The organism is Psychromonas sp. Urea-02u-13 (assembly GCF_002835995.1).
Lineage (GTDB): Bacteria > Pseudomonadota > Gammaproteobacteria > Enterobacterales > Psychromonadaceae > Psychromonas.
On sequence record NZ_PJBZ01000101.1, the window covers coordinates 1 to 20,365 of the forward strand.

The 20,365-nt window shown below is 37.0% G+C and carries 19 protein-coding genes and 1 pseudogene; 18 read left to right on the forward strand and 2 right to left on the reverse strand.

What is annotated here, in order from left to right; all coding sequences use genetic code 11:
• Positions 1 to 132: pseudogene (locus CXF74_RS18345) on the forward strand (IS1595 family transposase); the annotation flags it as partial.
• A 17-nt stretch (positions 133 to 149) separates the two neighbouring features.
• On the forward strand, positions 150 to 299 hold the full coding sequence (locus CXF74_RS18350; protein ID WP_232772582.1) for an AMP-binding enzyme: 150 nt from the start codon (positions 150 to 152) through the stop codon (positions 297 to 299).
• 28 nt (positions 300 to 327) lie between these two features.
• On the opposite strand, the gene CXF74_RS18355 is transcribed toward CXF74_RS18350, so the two are convergent.
• Entirely contained in the window at positions 328 to 1,056 is a 729-nt protein-coding gene (locus CXF74_RS18355) for a UDP-2,3-diacylglucosamine diphosphatase (protein ID WP_101083977.1), read from the reverse strand.
• 2 nt (positions 1,057 to 1,058) lie between these two features.
• Positions 1,059 to 1,553, reverse strand: coding sequence for a peptidylprolyl isomerase (locus CXF74_RS18360; protein ID WP_101083978.1), 495 nt, complete (start codon positions 1,551 to 1,553; stop codon positions 1,059 to 1,061).
• A 218-nt stretch (positions 1,554 to 1,771) separates the two neighbouring features.
• On the opposite strand from CXF74_RS18360, the gene cysS reads away from it, so the two are divergent.
• The 16 genes from cysS (at position 1,772) to CXF74_RS18440 (ending at position 19,803) form a co-directional block, all read left to right on the forward strand.
• Positions 1,772 to 3,160, forward strand: coding sequence for a cysteine--tRNA ligase (gene cysS / locus CXF74_RS18365; RefSeq protein ID WP_101083979.1), 1,389 nt, complete (start codon positions 1,772 to 1,774; stop codon positions 3,158 to 3,160).
• 110 nt (positions 3,161 to 3,270) lie between these two features.
• Positions 3,271 to 3,969, forward strand: a complete 699-nt coding sequence (locus CXF74_RS18370) for a transglutaminase-like cysteine peptidase (protein WP_232772581.1) — start codon at positions 3,271 to 3,273, stop codon at positions 3,967 to 3,969.
• An 18-nt stretch (positions 3,970 to 3,987) separates the two neighbouring features.
• Positions 3,988 to 5,919, forward strand: coding sequence for a bifunctional diguanylate cyclase/phosphodiesterase (locus CXF74_RS18375; RefSeq protein ID WP_101083980.1), 1,932 nt, complete (start codon positions 3,988 to 3,990; stop codon positions 5,917 to 5,919).
• Positions 5,920 to 6,069: 150 nt separating this feature from the next.
• A complete protein-coding gene (locus tag CXF74_RS18380) occupies positions 6,070 to 6,567 on the forward strand; it encodes a hypothetical protein (protein WP_101083981.1) in 498 nt (165 codons plus the stop codon).
• Positions 6,568 to 6,859: 292 nt separating this feature from the next.
• Complete coding sequence (locus CXF74_RS18385; RefSeq protein WP_157822448.1) at positions 6,860 to 8,170, forward strand: O-antigen ligase family protein; 1,311 nt, start codon at positions 6,860 to 6,862, stop codon at positions 8,168 to 8,170.
• A complete protein-coding gene (wecB, locus tag CXF74_RS18390) occupies positions 8,167 to 9,288 on the forward strand; it encodes a non-hydrolyzing UDP-N-acetylglucosamine 2-epimerase (protein WP_101083983.1) in 1,122 nt (373 codons plus the stop codon). The genes CXF74_RS18385 and wecB overlap by 4 nt, the downstream gene beginning before the upstream one ends.
• A gap of 42 nt (positions 9,289 to 9,330) precedes the next feature.
• On the forward strand, positions 9,331 to 10,569 hold the full coding sequence (gene wecC, locus CXF74_RS18395) for a UDP-N-acetyl-D-mannosamine dehydrogenase (protein ID WP_101083984.1): 1,239 nt from the start codon (positions 9,331 to 9,333) through the stop codon (positions 10,567 to 10,569).
• Between the two features lie 37 nt (positions 10,570 to 10,606).
• Positions 10,607 to 11,158 carry a serine acetyltransferase gene (locus tag CXF74_RS18400; protein ID WP_198552914.1) on the forward strand — a complete coding sequence of 184 codons (552 nt, stop codon included), beginning with the start codon at positions 10,607 to 10,609 and terminating at the stop codon, positions 11,156 to 11,158.
• A complete protein-coding gene (locus CXF74_RS18405; protein ID WP_101083986.1) occupies positions 11,155 to 12,315 on the forward strand; it encodes a VpsD family glycosyltransferase in 1,161 nt (386 codons plus the stop codon). Before CXF74_RS18400 ends, CXF74_RS18405 begins: the two co-directional genes overlap by 4 nt.
• Entirely contained in the window at positions 12,308 to 13,720 is a 1,413-nt protein-coding gene (locus tag CXF74_RS18410; protein ID WP_101083987.1) for a lipopolysaccharide biosynthesis protein, read from the forward strand. Before CXF74_RS18405 ends, CXF74_RS18410 begins: the two co-directional genes overlap by 8 nt.
• Positions 13,717 to 14,931, forward strand: a complete 1,215-nt coding sequence (locus CXF74_RS18415) for a VpsF family polysaccharide biosynthesis protein (RefSeq protein WP_101083988.1) — start codon at positions 13,717 to 13,719, stop codon at positions 14,929 to 14,931. Before CXF74_RS18410 ends, CXF74_RS18415 begins: the two co-directional genes overlap by 4 nt.
• A gap of 54 nt (positions 14,932 to 14,985) precedes the next feature.
• Positions 14,986 to 15,417, forward strand: coding sequence for a serine O-acetyltransferase (locus tag CXF74_RS18420; RefSeq protein ID WP_101083989.1), 432 nt, complete (start codon positions 14,986 to 14,988; stop codon positions 15,415 to 15,417).
• Positions 15,418 to 15,441: 24 nt separating this feature from the next.
• Entirely contained in the window at positions 15,442 to 16,782 is a 1,341-nt protein-coding gene (locus tag CXF74_RS18425; RefSeq protein WP_101083990.1) for a phenylacetate--CoA ligase family protein, read from the forward strand.
• Positions 16,782 to 17,855 carry a glycosyltransferase family 4 protein gene (locus CXF74_RS18430; protein WP_101083991.1) on the forward strand — a complete coding sequence of 358 codons (1,074 nt, stop codon included), beginning with the start codon at positions 16,782 to 16,784 and terminating at the stop codon, positions 17,853 to 17,855. Before CXF74_RS18425 ends, CXF74_RS18430 begins: the two co-directional genes overlap by 1 nt.
• A 3-nt stretch (positions 17,856 to 17,858) precedes the next feature.
• A complete protein-coding gene (locus tag CXF74_RS18435; protein ID WP_101083992.1) occupies positions 17,859 to 19,022 on the forward strand; it encodes an aspartate-semialdehyde dehydrogenase in 1,164 nt (387 codons plus the stop codon).
• Between the two features lie 52 nt (positions 19,023 to 19,074).
• Positions 19,075 to 19,803: a WecB/TagA/CpsF family glycosyltransferase gene (locus CXF74_RS18440; RefSeq protein ID WP_101083993.1), complete on the forward strand. Its 729-nt coding sequence runs from the start codon at positions 19,075 to 19,077 to the stop codon at positions 19,801 to 19,803.
• Positions 19,804 to 20,365: the final 562 nt, after the last annotated feature.

Genomic DNA, 20,365 nt, shown 5'->3' on the forward strand with positions numbered 1-20,365 from the left:
TTAGCTGAATATTGTTATAGGTTCAACCGTCGTTTTACGCTTGAGGATATGCTGCCTCGGTTTATGTACGTTGCCTTACGTACTCCGCCTATGCCACAACGTTATTTAAGCATGGCTGAGCTTTATGGGTAATCAGGAAATTGTTTGTGGTGTTAAATGATCATTCAATAACAATAAATAGGATAAAAAATCATTGTAGGTTGCACTTAACGGCTTATAAACAACCTAAACAGATAGAAATAGTGACTGAATTACCCAAAAATAATTTAGGAAAAGTACTAAGACGCCACCTAAAATAAAACTCCTAAGACGCCATCTGAAATAAAACTAAGCTATTGGTTTTATGTGTAATTTTATAGACTGTTCATCCGCTTCTACATAACTAAAGTTTGTAAACCAGTCGCCTACATCAAAGCGAGTATAGGGTTTGTTTGATATTTCAAATTGATGTTCTGCTACTTGATGTGTATGCCCGTGGATCAATATGTCACAGTTGTGTTTTACTAATAAACGTTCGACTTCACTCTGTGTGACACCCATCATTACATTATTTTTATACACTTTTTTTGATTGGCTTGCGGTGCGAATTTTCCAACCAATTTTCTTACGATAATGTAAGGGCAGTAAATTAAATACAAATTGCAGTGCAGGATTATGGATCACCTTGCGCATTTTTTGGTAGTTTTTGTCTGCCAAGCAAAGAGTATCGCCATGCATTAATAATACTTTACGACCATACAAATTAATTTCATGGTGTTCTGGTAATAACTGCATAGATGATTGCTTGGCATATTTTTTTCCAACCATAAAATCACGATTACCGTGAATATAAAAGATTGGAATACCATTGTTGGTTGAGTAGTCGCTTAATTTCGATGCGACCTCATCCATCAATGGCGTATGCTCATCATCACCGATCCACACTTCAAAGAGGTCGCCTAAAATATACAAGGCATCGATATTTTTTGTTCTGCTTTCCAGAAATGAAAATAATGTCTGTGTTATTTTTGGGTGGTTCTCACTTAAGTGAAGATCAGCAATAAAGAGCGTAGACATAATTAAGCAACCGTTACACTAGTGATTAATACGTCTTCTAATGGTACATCTTGGTGTACAAAACCAAAGTTACCTGTTGCAACATCTTTAATCTTATCAACAACATCAAAGCCATCAACCACTTCTGCAAATACACAGTAACCCCAACCATCAGTTGTTTCTGATTTAAAGTCTAAAAATTTATTATCATTAATATTGATAAAAAACTGAGCTGATGCTGAATGCGGTTCCATTGTGCGGGCCATTGCAACAGAATATTTTTTGTTAGAAAGACCATTGTTTGCTTCATTTTTAACAGGTTTAGTTGTGTCTTTTTCTTCCATGCCTGGTGCAAAACCACCACCTTGTACCATGAAACCATCAATTACGCGATGAAAAACAGTATTCTCGTAATGACCTGACTCTGCGTATTTAATAAAGTTAGCGACGGTTTTAGGTGCTTTTTCTTCATTTAATTCAAGCTTAATATCACCAAAGTTTGTGTGTAACGTAATCATAATCAGATCCTATCTATAATAAAAAACGCTATCATACCTGATTCACCTAATGCATTAAATACACGAATTCATTAAATACTAGGGTGAATTTGTTGTGCGCTCAGGTTAGAATGAATTTTTATTGTAACTGCTTACCCCCGTTTACTATTTTTGCGTCAAATTACTGAAATAGTACGCCGCTAAGTAACGACTTTTTATTACGCATAGATGGAATTCAGATGTTAAAGATATACAACACACTAACAAGACAAAAAGAGCAATTTAAACCCCTTATCGCTGGCAAAGTCGGCATGTACGTGTGTGGTGTTACCATCTATGATTATTGTCACATTGGTCACGGCCGTACTTTTGTGGCTTTTGATACTGTGGCACGTTACTTTCGCTTTAGTGGTTACGATTTAACCTTTATCCGTAACATCACCGATGTTGACGACAAAATCATTAAACGCGCAAATGAAAAAGGCGAAACGTGCGATCAACTAACAACACGGTTCACCGACGCAATGCATAAAGACTTTGATGCATTAAATATGATTCGTCCTGATTTAGAGCCACGTGTTACTGACCATATGCCTGAAGTCATCGAGATGATAGAAAAGCTGATCAGCAAAAACCATGCGTATGTAGCTTCAAATGGCGATGTGTTATTTTCTGTCGCAAGTTATAAAGACTACGGTAAATTAAGTGGTCAGAATTTAGAAATGTTACAAGCCGGCTCTCGTGTTGATAGCGAAGAAAAAGAAAGTAAAAACAACGCGCTTGATTTTGTTTTATGGAAAATGGCAAAACCCGATGAACCATTCTGGGTTTCACCATGGGGCAACGGTCGTCCAGGTTGGCACATTGAATGTTCTGCGATGAATAATAAACATTTAGGTGAAGTGTTTGATATACATGGCGGTGGGTCAGATTTGTCATTCCCACACCATGAAAACGAAATAGCACAATCATGCTGTGCACACCAAGGTGAATACGTAAATACCTGGATGCATTCTGGCATGGTACAAGTCGACAAAGTTAAAATGTCTAAATCATTAAATAACTTTTTTACGATTAAAGATGTATTAGAGGTTTACGACAGTGAATCTGTGCGTTACTTCTTGATTTCAGGGCATTACCGTAGCCAACTTAACTACTCTGAAGATAATCTAAAGCAAGCTCGAGCTAGTTTAGAACGTTTTTATACTGCCATTCGAGATATCGACTTTAGTGCTTCTGAGCTTGATAAAAACAGTGATTATTATGCACGTTTCTGTAAAGCCATGGATGATGACTTTAATACACCAGAAGCATTAGCAGTATTATTTGATTTAACCAAAGAGCTTAATCGTATTAAAGCGGTCGATAGCACGCAGGCTGCTTCATTAGCACGTCTTTTGGTTACATTGGGTAATGTACTGGGGCTTTTGCATCAAGACGCAGAGCAATTTATGCAAGGTGATGAATCTGATGATGAAGTCGCAATGATCGAAGCACTCATTAAACAACGTAACGACGCACGTGCTAATAAAGATTGGCCAAGCGCCGATGATGCGCGTGATAAATTAGCAGCGCTAAAAATTGTATTAGAAGACGGCCCGAACGGGACAACATGGCGTAAACAGTAAATTTAACTTATTTATTTAAGCGCTAATCATTAATAGATAAAGGATAACAACATGCTAACGAGGTTTAGTTTGCAACATCGTGTTACGCCTTCGTAGTGGCATTACTATTAATGAAAAATAAAATAACACACATGGTGAAGCAATATCGCCATGTGTTTATTATCCTCTTTCTTTTATCAAGCAACCTGTTTTCTCAAGACTCTAAAAAACTGATCGCCTATCTAACGCCCGAATTCAAAAAAACATTTAATGAAGCTTATGGGGACCGTTCATCTCAACTGTTGACGCAATGGATGAGTTTAATGGTTGATAATGAGAAGAAAGATGACTGGCAAAAAATGCGTTTGGTTAATCACTTTTTCAACAAGAAAATAAGTTTTGTTGATGATATTGTACATTGGAAAGAAGAAGACTATTGGGCAACACCCTTTGAATTTATTGGTACAAAAGGTGGTGATTGTGAAGATTTTGCGTTAGCAAAGTATTTTACATTAAAAGCGATGGGGGTTGAGCCCAGTAAAATGCGTTTAATGTATGTCCGTGCTTTGGCTATTAATCAACCTCACATGGTACTCATATATTCTGAAACGATCGATCAAATGCCCTTAGTATTAGACAATATTAATCCTAAAATATTACCCGCTAATCAACGCAGAGATCTTAAACCTATTTACAGTTTTAATGGTGATGGTTTATGGCTTGCCAAAGCGAAAGGGCTAGGTAAACAAGTAAAGGGTAAAGGGGGAGTGACTCGATGGGAAGATATAGTCACACGAATAGAACGCAGTGAATTTAAAACAAACAAATAATAATATTATGGAAAATACATGACTTTAAGAATGCAGTTAAACGCGGTGATTCTCTCCGTGTTAGTGATGAGTTTTATCGGTAGCGTATCGATAAACCTATTAAATACCCAACATTATTTGTCTGGGCAACTTGCCTCGCATGCGCAAGACACTGCCACTAGCTTAGGGCTTTCATTAAGCGATCCAATCTTTAATGAAGAAACGGTTGTGGTAGAGGCAACCATTAATGCTATTTTTGATCGCGGTTTTTACCATCATATCACTCTTGAAAACATAAACGGTAGCATCCGATACCAGCGTGTCAGTACAACCCAACCCGAACAAGTCCCGCAGTGGTTTATTGATCTATTTTCTTTAACAGCGCCTGAACAGCAAACCATGATAGACACAGGGTGGACAATTGGTGGCATATTAAAAGTACAATCTCATACTGGCTTGGCTTATCAGCAGCTCTGGAAAAGTGCTAATGACATAACACATGCAACACTGTTCATCTTTTGTCTCGCGCTATTGTTTGCGTACATCATGTTGCAACAAATGTACAAACCGATTACCGCTATTTCATTACAGGCTGAAGCTATTCAGCAACGAAAATTTATAATGATTGAAAAATTACCGGCAGCCACTGAACTAAGAAATTTTGTACTTGCGATGAATAAAATGGTCGCAAACATAAAAAACACTTACGATGAACTCACTCAAGCAGCCACTGAAACTCACCGTGCTGCCTTTGTTGATGAGCAGACCGGTATTGAAAACCGTCGTTCTTTTGTTGATATGATGGATTCATTATTAGCTGAGTCGGCAACACATAATGGCGCTATTATGATGGCGCGTATTACTGGTTTAGCTGCCTTAAATAAAAACCAGGGTTACCAAGCAGGTGATAACCTTGTTAATCAGTTAGTGACAGTCATTCAAGAAGAGGCAGAGCAGGGTGTTAAGTTGTATCGTATCTCAGGATCTGAGTTTTGTTTAATAACTGATGATTTTCAAATACCTAAATTGACAGAAATTATAAGCTCAGTTATTAACAAACTACAGGTAAATATGGAAAGCATGCAAGAGGCGAAGGCTGTCTTTGGCTTTGTTAATTTCAAAAGTGCTCAGCAGTTTGCAGATGTCATGTTTGAGTTAGATATGGCAACAAACAACGCAGCAGAAAGCTCGGATGGATTCTATATTCAACAACAGACTAACCCATTAGAGGCGTTTGGAAGTGCGACAAACTTAAAAACTATTTTAGACAAAATATTAGAAAAACCGGAAAATCATATCACGCTGAAAAAGCAAGATACGCTGTGTTGCAGTCAACGTTTAGCCTTTGACTTAGAGCTGTTTGCTGCTTTTGAATACAAGAATAAAACTATTAATACGGGTGATCTTTTTGCTATCGCAAGTCAATATGGTGAAACAGGTAAATTAGACTTTACCATCATCAAACTGATTCTTGAACGTTGTAAAACGAATCAACTCAAGGGCAAAAAAGTTGCGATTAATCTCTCCCGATTAACTTTTTCAGACCGCCTTCATATGGAAAAAATCACCGGGTTAATCAAAGAAAGCGGATTCGGAGCATCACTGGTTATTGGTTTAACTGAGGCTTCAATTGTAGGTGATCTGAATGAAAGTAAATCAAAAATAGAAGCATTAACAGTCAATGGGTGTTCGATTTGTATTAATCGCTTTGGCAGTAGTATTGAATCTTTACAATATATGATGGAAATTAGACCCGCGCTGGTGAAGTTATCACCAGCTTTCACACGCAGTATCGACGAGAAAAAGGGTAACGAACAAATGGTCAGTGCTTTTGTCAGAATGGCCCATGGTTTAGACATCACGGTAGTAGCGCAGTGTGTTGAAACTGAAAGTGAATTAGCAACCTTGCAGTTGTTGAAAGTTGATGCTGCATTAGGCTATGTAATTAATAAACCGAGTAAGCTATATTAGCCCTAGGTGAGTGACATATTTTAAATAATTTACATATTTGGCAAAAAAGAGGTGACAAAGGAGATCTAAGTCAATAAAGTACAGCAAATATATATATTTGTTTGACCTAATCACAGATGTAACAATAAAAATTGTAAACAGGGATAGAAAATGAAAAAGATTTTGATTGCAAGTTTACTTGTTGCCGCGACCGCAAACGCGCAAGCAATAACAGATAATAAAGTTAATATAGATAAAGTAATTGCTGAGCTAGCATCAGGTAAAACGATTGAACAAATCGTAAAAGAAGCCAACTTTGATGCAGTAAAAGTAGTTACCAATTTAGCGCAAGCACAACCCGAATCTATCGCAGAAATCATTACTGCTGCGATTATTGCAAACCCAGACAAAGCAGCTGAAATCGTACAAGCCGCTGTTGAAGCAAACCCTGAACTAGCAAGTGAAATCGTACAAGCCGCTGTAGATGCAGGAGCAGATCAAGATGAGATGATCGTTGCCGCCTTATTAGGTGGCGCAAATGAAGAAGACATTGCACTCAAAACAGCCGCTGGCGGATTTAGTTCTGCTCCATCTCTTGGTGCTGCACCTTCACAACCTGGTTTAGGTGGTGGTACGGGTGGTGGTGGCTCTACTGCTTCACCAAATTAGAAATCAATAAGTTGGAAGTGGGACGTTAGTCCTGCTTTACTTCAGCATCATATTTTCAACATTTACCCTCTTCAAAGCCGTTAGCTTATCTAGTTAAAATGAACTAACCAAAAATCGAAAGGGTGACTAAGTAGAGTAGATACTCAACTTTACTAGAAAAATTAATAATAGTTCGACATTCATGTCTTCTATAGTAAGCCCTAAATCGGAAGTGGGACTTTAGTCCTACAAAAAATAACAACGGATTGTATGATTTTTAAAAATATTCACAAACAGATAAATGGATTTTCTGGTGCGCAGTAAACACGCCTTTTACCTCCTCTGCTTTATCATACTTTTTTCTCCAATCCCTTTAGGCGCAAACCGTCCTTGGGCATGGGGTTTGATTGAAGTCCTAATAGCAATCAACACAATAATGGTCTGTTATACACACTCATTTACTAACGTATTCTCACAACTTAAAAAAGTGAAAGTAGTGTTGGGTGTGATAGTTGTAGTTCAACTTTGGGTTTTCTTACAATGGTTAGGTGGCATTGCGCCTTCTTTTTCTCCCTTGTTATCGTTAGATCCAAGTCAAACAGAAATAGCCTTAATTAAAGGTATAACTTTTTGCCTGTTTATTATCAATATTGCAACTCTAGTGAACAAGCAAGAACGAGTTAAAATCATCTGTTGGATGATTATGTTGTCTGGTTTGTATCAAGCGGTATATGCAATTTTCCTACAATACTCTGGATGGCAAGTTAGCCCGCTTGGTTTCAACATAGGCGAACGCGCAACGGGATCATTCGTATACTGGAATCATTTAGCAAACTATCTATTACTTTGTTTAAGTGTTGCTATTGGCTATCTGATTGGTTCACTTACTGGTGTTGAAGCGGTATCTCGCCGAGCAAAGTTGGCAACAGTGATTGAAGCTTTATTAAGCCCAAAATGGATAGTGCGTATTGGCATCATCATCATGGTGGTGGCATTAATCATGACCCGTTCACGAATGGGCAATACAGCATTCTTTATTTCATTGTTAGCGACAAGTATTCTAGCGTTAATAATAATGAAACGTCCGCCTAATACACTTAAATGGTTAATTGCTAGTTTAGTCATTTTAGACTTGGTCATTGTTGGCACTTATTTTGGGATTGATAAAGTAAAAGAGCGCTTACAAGCAACCTCATTTCAAGCAGAAACACGCGATGATGTGGTGAGAGACTCCATTCCATTCATTCAAGATGTTTGGTTAACGGGGACGGGGGCTGGGAGTTTTTACTCAAGCTTCTTACAATATCAAACGACTGAGTACCAAGCATTTTATGATCATGCTCATAACGAATATGTTCAATTTTTAACAGAGTTTGGCTTGCTTGTCAGTATGTTACTGCTAGGCATGTTGCTCTACGTGATATGGAAGACAATACAAATTTTACGAAATAGTAAACGAAAGTTTAACCAAGGCTTAGCGCTTGGATGTTTAATGGCATGTATCGGAATGATAATGCATGCAACAGTAGACTTCGTATTACAAGATTTTTCAATAATATTGATTTTTCTTTCAATATTAACTTTAGTTTTTCTTAATCAAACAGATAGGTCTGATTCAAAATGAAAAAAATATTAACCGTATTTGGAACGCGTCCTGAAGCGATCAAAATGGCACCATTAGTACATAAGTTAGCAGCAGAGCAAAACTTAGAAAGCAAAGTGTGTGTAACCGCGCAGCATCGTGAAATGTTAGACCAAGTATTAAACCTATTTGAAATAACACCGGATTACGATTTAGACATCATGAAACCAGGGCAAGACCTGTTTGATGTGACGGGCAATATTCTGTCTGGCTTAAAAACAGTGCTTGAAGATTTTGAACCTGATGTTGTGTTAGTACATGGTGATACAACAACGACATTTTCAGCGTCATTAGCTGCATTCTACAAACAGATTAAAATTGGTCACGTTGAAGCCGGTTTACGCACAGGTAACCTTTATTCACCTTGGCCTGAAGAAGCAAACCGTACATTAACGGGTGTTTTAACGCATTACCATTTTGCACCGACACAAGGCTCTAAAGATAACTTAATCAGAGAGCATGTGGCGGAAGATCGTATCGAAACAACGGGTAATACAGTTATTGATGCATTGTTGTGGGTAAAAGAAAAATTAGACAGCGATGAAAATATCAGTACTGAGCTAGCTAAAAACTTTCCTTTTTTAGATGAAAATAAAAAATTAGTCTTAGTTACAGGTCACCGCCGTGAAAGTTTTGGTGGTGGGTTTGAACGCATTTGTGAAGCATTAGCTAATATTGCAAAAGCAAGACCAGAAGTACAAATTTTATACCCTATGCACATGAATCCAAATGTACGTGAGCCTGTTAACCGCATTTTGTCAGATCTTGATAATGTATTTTTAATTGAGCCGCAAGACTACCTCCCGTTTGTTTATTTAATGAACCGTAGTTACCTGATTATTACTGATTCAGGTGGCGTTCAAGAAGAAGCACCATCGTTGGGCAAACCCGTATTAGTGATGCGTGATACCACTGAGCGCCCAGAAGCGATTGAAGCGGGCACGGTTAAATTAGTCGGCACAGATACTTTGCGTATTACCGAAGCTACTTTAGAGTTATTAGACGACCAAGCGTTATATAACACTATGGCAAAAGCGCATAACCCATACGGTGACGGTCAGGCCTGCGCACGTATCGTGAATGCACTATTAGCTGACTGATTAAAATAAAATAACAGATTAATAAAAATTTAAGGAAAGAAAATGTCAATTGAAAAAGTATTAGTAGTGGGTTTAGGTTATATCGGTTTACCAACAGCTGCGGTTATCGCATCACGTGGTATGGATGTTGTTGGCTTAGATATAAATCAAAAAGCGGTAGATACCATCAACAAAGGTGAAATTCACATTGTTGAACCGGATCTAGATATCGTTGTACGCTCTGTTGTCATGACAGGTAAATTACGCGCAACAACGGAAGCTGAATCTGCTGACGTATTTATGATTGCCGTGCCAACACCTTTTAAAGAAGATAACTCTCCTGATCTTTCTTACATTCAATCGGCAGCTAAAACCATTGCGCCGGTGCTTGAAAAAGGCAACCTAGTGATTCTTGAGTCAACATCTCCAGTTGGTGCAACAGAAAAATTAGCAGGGTGGTTAAAAGAAGCGCGTCCAGATTTAAGTTTCCCACAAGACAAAGGCGATGCTGCAGATATTAACGTGGCACATTGTCCTGAACGTGTATTGCCTGGTTATGTATTACAAGAGCTTGTTTCTAACGACCGTGTTATTGGTGGTATATCTACAACTTGTAGTGAAAAAGCCGTTGCACTGTACAAAACCTTTGTTCGTGGTGAATGTGTTATTACTAATGCCCGCACAGCTGAAATGGCAAAATTAACAGAAAACTCATTCCGCGACGTTAACATTGCCTTTGCCAATGAATTATCTGTTATTTGTGACAAATTAAAAATCAATGTGTGGGAGTTAGTTAAATTAGCGAATCGTCACCCACGTGTAAATATCTTAAACCCTGGGCCTGGTGTCGGTGGTCATTGTATCGCCGTTGACCCGTGGTTTATTGTTGATAGCTGCCCAGAAGAAGCAAACATCATTCGCCAAGCACGCTTGACCAATGACGCGAAGCCTTTCTATGTAATTGATCAAATTACTAAAGCAGCTGATGAGTTCAAACGCCCAGTGATTGCATGCCTTGGTCTTGCTTTTAAAGCAGACATTGACGACCTTCGTGAAAGCCCTGCGCTACAAATAGTGAAAGAGCTGGCATCACGTGACATTGGCGACATTGTTGCTGTTGAACCCAACATACATGAACTACCTGCGAACCTTTCAAAAGAGGGCGTACAACTTGCTACACTAGAAGCTGCATTAGAAATAGCAAACGTAGTCGTAGTCTTGGTTGACCACAAAGAGTTTAAAGCTGCCGACAGTACACAATTTGCAACAAAAGTTGTGATTGATACACGCGGTATCGTTTAATAAAAAAAATTAATTTTTCCAGAAGAGTGTATCTATTTTGACGCCATTTGAATTAGTAAAAGCGGATTTGTTTCGCCATACAGGTAAGTATTCTATTACTTTATTATTAAAAAATTTATTAAATAATAATCGTTCATTTAAATACACCTTCTGGTTGAGACTTTGTAACAGCAATAATTTTTTAATAAAAAGTATTGCTTGGTATATGCACAGACACCTGTCTATTAAATGTCAAATACAGATCCCAAAAGAAACACAGATAGGTCCTGGTTTATATTTAGGACATGCTTCATCAGTAATGATGAACAGCACTGTTGTTATTGGAAAAAATTGCAATTTAAGTCAATTCACTACCATAGGATCAAACCATGGTAAAGGTGCGATTATTGGAGACAATGTATATATTGGACCGAATGTGTGCATTGTTGAGGCAGTTACCATTGGTGATTGTGTGACGATTGGCGCAGGGACAATTGTGGTCAAAAATGTCAGTAATAATTCAACCGTTGTGGGCAACCCTGCGCGTGTTATTTGTGATCATTCTATTGATCGCTATATAAATAACCCTTGCAAGATAGAAACACAATGAAAAAAGTATTATTGGTTACTCCATTGTCGACCATTGTCTGGGGAAGTAAAAATACAGGAGGGGTAGATTCTGTTTGTCAAATGTTGGTTAAAGGCTTACAAGAAAACCCCACTAACGATTTTCATTATCGTGTAGTGGCCTTTGATCCAACAAACTCTCTTACTGCGCTGAATGGTGTCACGACTCAATTGCACAACCGTTTAGAGGTGGTGCAATATAATGTTTCTGATATCGGCGCTGCGAAGTACTTTAAGTTGCCTGGTATTTTGCATCAACGACGTAGTATCAAAGCTCAGAATAAATTATTTAAGCCCGATATTATTCACTCTCACCTTATTTCATGGCTCATTGCTATCGGAGCTAATGTACCAACATTGGCGACATTACATAATTATAAAAAAATAGGAAGAACTCCTAGATCTAAAATGAATAATTTTTTATATGAAAAAGTAGTGCCTTCTATATCAAAATATTTTATTTCATCGTATACATGTGTGAGCGGTTTTTTAAATGAGTCAATTAAGCAAGATACACATCAATCCATGGCTATTGTTTATAACCCAATTGATTCATTATTTTTTCAAATGATGAATAAAGAAAATGATAGTTTAATAACACTGGTCACCTGTGCACTATTAACCCCTAAAAAAGGTATTCATCATATTATTGAAGTGCTTGATTTACTTATCAAACAGGGGAACACGGCACAGCTAAACATTATTGGACCTGCAACAGATGTTCGTTATAAAGAAATATTACAAGACTTGATCAATCAAAAAGGATTACAGCTTCATGTCGCTTTTTTAGGAGCAAAGGTGACAACAGAAATCGTTGCATTATACGCGGAAGCAGATGTTGGCTTATTCCTTTCAGAGGAAGAGACCTTTGGTTTAGTACCCTTAGAGATGTTGGCGACTGGACTGCCTGTGATAGCAACTGAGACGGGAATCATGGCAGACTTTCAAAGAAATAATATTAAAATTTTAGGGCTGGAATTAGCTAAACAACAAGATTATCAACATATCACCGAGCAAGTCATGGCCTTTGTAGAGAAAAAAATTGTAGTTGATAGTGAATATATCAAAGCTAATTTTAGTATCTCTGCGGTGATTGAGGCCTATGAAAATGTATATAGGAAAGTGCTAAACAATGCTTAAAAAATTATTACACTATGCGCCCGTGCAGATAATCTCTGCTGTGAGTGTATTCTTCCTCATTGCTTTGCAAACACGATTTCTTAGTTTGTCGGAATATGGGTTATTAGCGTTGATACTGGTGTTTATGGAGGCAACACGCTCTTTTTCTGCACAGTGGATTAATGTTTCACTAACTCGATTTATGCCTTCTGCTTCAACTAGTGATAAAAAAGCATTAAAAGGTTATTCATTTAGATTACTGTTATCACTGCTTATCCCCGGATCCCTTTCATTATCACTCTGTTTAGTTTTTAGTGATGAGTTTTCTTGGGTATTATGGGGCGCTTTATCTTTATTGTTGATCAGTAAATCGTGTTTTTTATATTTCCAAGAGTTGTTTCGACTGACTGACAATGTCGTGAAATATAGATATTCAGTGTTACTGCAAGCCATACTATCAATTGTTTTTACTTATCTGTTATTGACATTTTCATCGTCCATTATTATGGCGATAGTGGCACTTATCGCAAGTAATGCACTAGCCTGTCTATTAAGCTATAACGCAATTGGCCGTAAGCTAGAAAAATTACCAGTTAAAGATAGAAAAGCATTTATCTCCTACGGCCTTCCGATACTGTTCTCTGGCGTATTAATGACGCTGAGTACACGGGTCGACAGAATTATGGTATCAGAACTATTAGGGCTGTCAGAGGTTGGGTTATACGCAGCTTTTTCAAATCTACTCTTAGGTATTATGGCATTAGTCTTCATGGTGATCGCTTTGCCGCTTTACCCGGAAGTGGTAAAAGAGGTGAAATGTAAAGAGAAGTTGTTTGTTGCGCATAAAAAATATATATCACTTTTGCTCTTAGTAACTGTGCCTGCAACCGTAGGCATTAACTTAATTGCACCACAATTAATTGTCATATTACTTGGTGATAACTTTAGTGGTTTTGATATTGAACTTTTTTATTGGATTAGTTTTGCCATTTTTTGTTTAAATTTCAGGGGGCACTTTTTAGATCACGGATTACAATTCACCCTAAAGACGAAAGCCCTGCCGTTTATATCAACATTTCTACTGATCATCAGCCTAATTAGCGCCTATCTTTTGATTACTCACTACGGGTTGATTGGGGTTGGCTATGCTTTTGTATTAACACAGGTTATTGGTGTGTTTATTTCCTATAAAGTATCAACGTATTATGGGTATCGCTATCCTTTCCCTGATACTTTTTTATCGACCTTCAGCGCAACGTTATTCATGGTGCTGGTAGTAAAACTATTGGCGCCATTATTTGTTGCTTTGCCCCTGTATCCTACGTTGCTGTGTAATATTTTTGTGGGAAGTCTGGTTTATTTGTGTGTGCACCTAGCATTCAACACATTGAATTGTCGTATTTATCTCAAAAAGGTATTTCAGTGAATCATCAATTTTTCTTCCGTGGCGTACTCTTACTTTTAACCGTTGCATTTTTTTTAAATGGTTATTTTTTAGAAAGTCTAGGTATTATATACGCTGGCGAGGGAGGGAGTCCGTTACATAAAATACATCTCTATTCCTATCTAGTGATGATGCTCTTTGTCTGTCTATTTCTTAAATTCGAACTGAATTATATTATTATTCGTATGGGAGACTTTTTTAAAGTGTGGTTAGTTAGTTTTGCATTTTTAATATTTGTGATTTTTTACGGAATAGTACTGTTTGGTACCTCTGGCATGGCTTATTTAGTAAACACCTTTCTATCTCCATTACTGTTATTACCTATTATCTGTGTCATGTCTATTGAGCAAAAACAGTTTATAGTCAAATTTATTGCCTACTTATTACTGCTTAATTGTTGTGTCGCCATTATAGAGTATGCCTTTAATACTCGCATGGTTAATGTAGAGTTCTCTTCTTTTGCTTATTTTAGATCAACTGCTTTTTTAACCCACCCTTTAAATAATGCGCTGATTAGTGTTGCCTTATTACCCTATCTATTACACAGAACCGTTTTACCGACGGTATTCTATTTTGGGATTTCGATTTTAGCATTATTTGCTTTTGGCGGGCGTGCCGCACTTGGCATTTATTTGCTAATGCTGACTCTGATTGCTCTACCTTCGCTGTATCGGTTTGTTACTTCAGGCGTGCGCATGAATAAACTAACCTTCTCATTACTCTGTTTTTTCAGTTATTTCTTTTTTATCGCGTTAGTTATTGTTGTTTTTGAAAGCGGTATTGGTGATCGCATTTTAAATAAATTACATATGGATGGCAGTGCCAGTGCGCGCGTGGATGTTTTTTATATTTTAGAACTGATGAGTCCTGAAGAATGGTTGTTCGGTGCAACAGATAACCTTCGTGGTGCAATTGATATTTACCTTGGTATCTCCGTAATTGAAAATTATATTATCGGATGGATATTTACCCTAGGAGTTGTTGGAACAGTACCATTGTTAATCTCATTCTTATCACCCTTACTCTTTTTTATTAAGAAAGGGGAATGGTCAACACGAGTTGCAGTAGTTGGATTTTTAATTGTTTCGATTACCAACAACTCACTTACTACAAAAACACCTATTTTGTTGTTTTTGTATCTAATACTACTAATAAATTATTTTATAAAAAAAGAACAAGAACCACACATTTAGTTTTATTGAAGAATTTCAGTAAAATCGCATGAGATAAAAAAAGGATGATTAAAAATGAGATTATATAAATTAGGTAATTTTTTCTATCGTAATAACATTCCTCTATTGCCAAAGCTGTGTAATTTATTGATTCGTTTAATTCATAACTGTGCGGTTTATAGTGAGACAAGAATAGGTGCTAAAACTATTTTTGGCTATGGGGGTATCGGTGTAGTTATTCATAAAAGAACGGTGATAGGTACTAATTGCACTATTGGTACTAATGTGACAATTGGTGGTAAATCAGGCTCTAAAAATGTGCCTGTTATTGGTAATGATGTATTTATTGCGACAGGTGCAAAAATATTAGGTGACTTGAAAGTAGGTAATAACTGCGTAATCGGTGCAAATGCAGTGGTGATTAAGGATGTTCCTGATAACTGTGTTGTAGCAGGCATCCCAGCTAAAATTATTAAATCAGGCATTAATGTGTCAGACTTTAAATAACAATTAACTCAGGAAAATATACAAATGTTGAATAGTTTTATTTATCAAAACTCGCCTGTATTCATACAACATATCGCAGTGAGTTGTTATGAACTGATTAAACGAAAAATGCGTGCGACTGAATCGAGCAAAGCACTCATGCTGACCTTGATTGATCATGAAAAAGATAAACAAGCATTAAAGCGTTACCATGACGGAAAAATTGATCAAGTACTACAAAATGCGGTTGAGCATTGTCCCTTTTATCAAAAACAGCAATACAAGCAGCCACTGCAACTTTGTGACTTTGATTTCACCACGAAAGAAAATGTCCGTGAAAATAATACGCAGTTTCTAAATGTTGATTCAAAAGAAATTAAAATAGAAGGTAAAACCAGTGGCACAACGGGCACGCCACTGTCTATTTATCAAGACATCGCATCGGTTCGCGCAGAAAAGGCATTTACCGATAGGCAATTACAATGGGCCGGTTATGTTAAAGGTGACAAAATAGGTTGGATGCGTGGCGATATGATTGTGCCATTCACACAAAAAAAACCACCATTTTGGCGTTATTCCTATTTTGAAAATATGGTGTTGCTTTCTTCATACCATATGACACCCAAAGCATTGCCACAATACATCACTACTATGGTTGATTTTGGTGTAGATATTATCCAAGCCTATCCTTCTTCGATATTAATATTAGCTAAGTATTTAGATGTGAATGACCTGTATTATCAAGGAACGTTGAAATCGATTGTTACATCGTCGGAATCACTCGCCACTGAAGATAAAGCGTTAATTGAAAAACGATTTAAATGTCCCGTTTTTGACTGGTACGGGTTGTTTGAGCGTGTTGCTGCGATTGCTAGTTGTGAACATGGGAATTACCATATTTTAACCGATTACTCACACGTTGAATTAATTGATCAAGGTGATGGTTACCATGAAATTGTAGGAACCAATTTTAATAATTCATTGTTCCCACTGATTCGTTATAAAACCGGAGATTTTGTTAAATTATCAACTGAAAAACAGTGTGCCTGTGGACGTGTTTTTCCTATGGTTGATCATATAAAAGGCCGTGTGGGTGATTATTTGATTGCAGAGGATGGGCAGAAAATGCATATTCTTAATCATATACCTAAGGGCATCGCTGGTTTAATTGCAACCCAGTTTACTCAGTATTCACATAAAGAGATAAACGCATTAGTAGTGGTTGAAGATACACTCTTTTTAGCGCCTCAAAGATTACAATTAATTCAAAATGCCCAGGATAGATTAGGAAAATCGATTGAAGTAAAAGTAGAAGTAGTTAACTCCATACCCAAAACAAAAAATGGAAAATCCCGTCAAGCAATTTGCACAATTAAGGAAGATTAATGCGCAGTAAAATTAATATAACCGTTGCCACGTCAATCAATGGAAAAGGTGGTGTTGCAACGGTATTAAATACACTTAATTCAGGAGTTTTTTTTAATAATTGGAATATGAAGTTAATCGCTTCACATTATAGTGAGTCAAAATACAAAGGGTTAAATCGGTTATTTTTATTTGCCTCTGTATTTGTGAAATTAGTCTATTTTAATCTCTTTTATAATGTAGGCATTGTGCATATACATATGTCTTCAAGAGGTAGCTACTTAAGAAAGTCATTAATCGTTCGTTTTATTAAGTTATTTAACAATAAAATAATTATCCATCTGCATGGTGCTGAATTTCAAGAGTTTTATAAGAATGAGAGCTCGCTGAAAAAACAAGCGCATATTAGGAATACCTTTGATCTAGCTGATAGTGTTATTGTACTTTCTACCCAATGGTTAGCATGGGCTCATAGCATTGTGAAAGAGCCAAGTAAAGTAAAGATTGTTTATAACGCAGTACCTCAGTTAACCTTAGATCGTAGTGTTAAACAAAATGCGTCTATTCTCTTTCTTGGTCGACTTGGTGAGAGAAAGGGTGTTGCTGATTTAATTCATGCGTTTAAAAAGTTATTAGCTAAAGACGATTCTGCTACGTTACTACTCGGTGGTGATGGTGATATTGAGTTCTATAAAAAGTTAGTCGATTCACTTGGCATTAAAAATCAGGTGCAATTTTTAGGCTGGGTATCGGGCGATGAAAAAAATGCGTATCTTGCAAAAGCGGATGTTTACTGTTTACCTAGTTACAACGAAGGTTTTCCGATGGGCGTTTTAGAGGCTATGTCTGCTGGTGTTGCGGTTGTTGCCTCTACCGCAGGAGGCATTCCTGATGCGATTAGCAGTGGAAAAGAAGGTCTATTAATCACTGCTGGAGATGTTGATGGCTTGGCCGACGCTTTATTACGTATAACAAGTGATAGAGCATTAAATGATGCTTTTACATTGTCTGCAAAAAATAAATTTGATCAAAATTTCAGTGAACCCGTTGTTTTCAAAGTATTAGACAAAATATATAACCAACTTTTAGGGTAAACAATGTCAATTAATTCAGTAACTATTGCCGAAAAATTATTAATATCGTCACAACAAGACCAATTTAAAGGAGCCGATCCTTTTGATGGCTTAAATAGTCAGTTTTTTGATTATTTTCCTTTTCTCAAAAAAGGAAAATTTGGTCTCATTTGGACACAGTTAAACAAGCGTTCGACGATTAATTTACGGCCGTTACTTGCTGTACCTAAAATGCGTAATCCAAAAGGTATTGGTTTATTTATTCTTGGTTTGCTAGAAGATTATCGACGTACACAAAATAAAGACTATTTAGATACTGCAACCGAACTTGCCGATTGGTTATTAACCCAACAAAGTGACAAGTCGGTTTGGCTGCATGCATGTTGGGGTTATCATTTTGATTGGAATGCCCGAGCATTTTATGTACCAAAGGGTAAACCGAATATTATAACCACCATTTACGTTGCACAAGCATTGTTCGAACTTAGCTTGTTGAGTAATAATCAGCAATACAAACAGGTAGCGATTGATGCCGCTGATTTCATTGTTAATACACTTTATTGTGAGCACGATGAACGTTGCTTTTTTGCCTATATCCCAGGTGAAACAACGTTTGTGCATAATGCCAGTTTATGGGGAGCCGCTTGGGTTGCAAAGGTTGCTTCAATTACGGATAACCAAGAATATAAAGCGCTGGCGATTAAAGTGGCGCAGCAATCTGTTTCAGAACAAGGACAAGATGGATCTTGGGTTTACGGCTCACGACACCATCACCAATTCATTGATGGCTTCCATACGGGTTATAATTTAGAAGCCTTACAAATGATCAAAGATTCCCTTAATACATCACAATTTGATGATGCTATCGATAAAGGGTTTAAATATTATAAAGCTGAGTTATTTGAGAGTGACGGCACTGCTAAATATTATAATACTAATGTCTACCCTTTAGATATGCACTGTGTTTCACAGGCCATTTTTACGCTTGTTAAAGTGGGTAAAACAGATATAGACATTACTTTTGCTAAAAAAGTCATACAGCGCTCAATTGATACACTTTATATTGAAAATAAAGCGCAGTTTGTCTATCAAAAAACAAAAAGTAGCACTAACGAAATTAATTATATTCGATGGACGCAGGCATGGGTTTATTACTGTTTTGCATTTTATAACCGCGTCACGGAATAATTTAACTAAGAAAATCAAATAAGTAACCAATTGAAAATATTAAGGGCAACCAGTGAAAAGAATTGAATTTTTAAAAGCACCAATGGATATTGCAACCATGCAAGAAACGGTCGACTTTATTGAAAATAGAATTAAAAAAAATGAATTTCTACAACATGTTGTTGTTAATGTTGCCAAAATAGTCAACATGCAAAAAGATCCTTTATTAGCAGATTCTGTTAAAGCCTGCGAGCTTATTAACATTGATGGCATGGGGGTTGTACTTGGTGCGCGCTTTTTAGGACACGATGTACCTGAGCGTGTTGCAGGTGTTGACTTGTTTCATGAGCTACTAAACATGAGTGCTCGCTGTGATTTTCCCGTGTTTTTACTCGGTGCTACACAAGATGTTGTTTCTAAAACTGCGACTAAAGTACAAGAGCAGAACCCTAATTTAACGATTGCAGGTTTTAACGATGGTTATTTTTGGGAAGATGAACAAGCGGTTGTTGATAAAATTAAAGCATCAGGCGCCAAGCTACTGTTTGTTGCTATTACCTCTCCTAAAAAAGAGAACTTTATAAATAAATGGCAAGACGAATTAGGCGTTGATTTTGTAATGGGAGTCGGTGGTACTTTTGATGTTGTTGCCGGCAAAGTAAATCGAGCTCCGAAGTGGATGCAAGAATATGGGTTAGAATGGTTTTATCGTGTACTGCAAGAACCTGGCCGTATGTGGAAACGTTATTTAGTGACTAACTCAAAGTTTGCTTGGTTACTGGTAAAAGCTAAAATTTCATAATTCATATTTTTTGAGGATTACGGCTGAACTAAAACTCTACTTCCAAGGGACAGGCTAATACAGATTAACCTGCAGGTTTGCTCTTTGGAAGTGAACGTTTAGTTTCGCAGTTTGGGTTTTGAGACTTAGGCTGAACTAAGGTTCCAGTTGGAGGAAATACTATAATGTTGCTCCAGTACAAATAATATTTATTAACCGCGTAATATCAAATTTTTATGTAAATAAACCAATTAAATCGGTTGCTCATTTTATTATGATGAGTAAGATCTGGTTAATATCTTGACTACCTCGCCCTATATTTATATTGATGAAACCATTAATTCCATACTGAAACACACCTAATTTAGCCTCTGCTTACCTGTTGGCAAATAAAAGTCAATTACACGTTTTGTTGTGGCTAAGTCTCCTGTATTCTTTAATTTCACGAAAAGTTTATTGATTTAGACTTTTTGTTTTTTGTTAACAATGTAATGGAATATAATGAAAACAATACTCTCTGTGGGTCTTGTGCTACTTAGTGCAAACGCAACAGCTGTAACAACACAATATAGCGCCTTAGTCC

Coding starts and splice junctions, on each gene's coding strand:
- CXF74_RS18420 (WP_101083989.1), top strand. CDS start 14,986: ATGAGATTATATAAATTAGGTAATTTTTTCTATCGTAATAACATTCCT.
- wecC (WP_101083984.1), top strand. CDS start 9,331: ATGTCAATTGAAAAAGTATTAGTAGTGGGTTTAGGTTATATCGGTTTA.
- CXF74_RS18355 (WP_101083977.1), bottom strand. CDS start 1,056: ATGTCTACGCTCTTTATTGCTGATCTTCACTTAAGTGAGAACCACCCA.
- CXF74_RS18435 (WP_101083992.1), top strand. CDS start 17,859: ATGTCAATTAATTCAGTAACTATTGCCGAAAAATTATTAATATCGTCA.
- CXF74_RS18375 (WP_101083980.1), top strand. CDS start 3,988: ATGACTTTAAGAATGCAGTTAAACGCGGTGATTCTCTCCGTGTTAGTG.
- CXF74_RS18370 (WP_232772581.1), top strand. CDS start 3,271: ATGAAAAATAAAATAACACACATGGTGAAGCAATATCGCCATGTGTTT.
- CXF74_RS18405 (WP_101083986.1), top strand. CDS start 11,155: ATGAAAAAAGTATTATTGGTTACTCCATTGTCGACCATTGTCTGGGGA.
- cysS (WP_101083979.1), top strand. CDS start 1,772: ATGTTAAAGATATACAACACACTAACAAGACAAAAAGAGCAATTTAAA.
- wecB (WP_101083983.1), top strand. CDS start 8,167: ATGAAAAAAATATTAACCGTATTTGGAACGCGTCCTGAAGCGATCAAA.
- CXF74_RS18360 (WP_101083978.1), bottom strand. CDS start 1,553: ATGATTACGTTACACACAAACTTTGGTGATATTAAGCTTGAATTAAAT.
- CXF74_RS18410 (WP_101083987.1), top strand. CDS start 12,308: ATGCTTAAAAAATTATTACACTATGCGCCCGTGCAGATAATCTCTGCT.
- CXF74_RS18380 (WP_101083981.1), top strand. CDS start 6,070: ATGAAAAAGATTTTGATTGCAAGTTTACTTGTTGCCGCGACCGCAAAC.
- CXF74_RS18430 (WP_101083991.1), top strand. CDS start 16,782: ATGCGCAGTAAAATTAATATAACCGTTGCCACGTCAATCAATGGAAAA.
- CXF74_RS18425 (WP_101083990.1), top strand. CDS start 15,442: ATGTTGAATAGTTTTATTTATCAAAACTCGCCTGTATTCATACAACAT.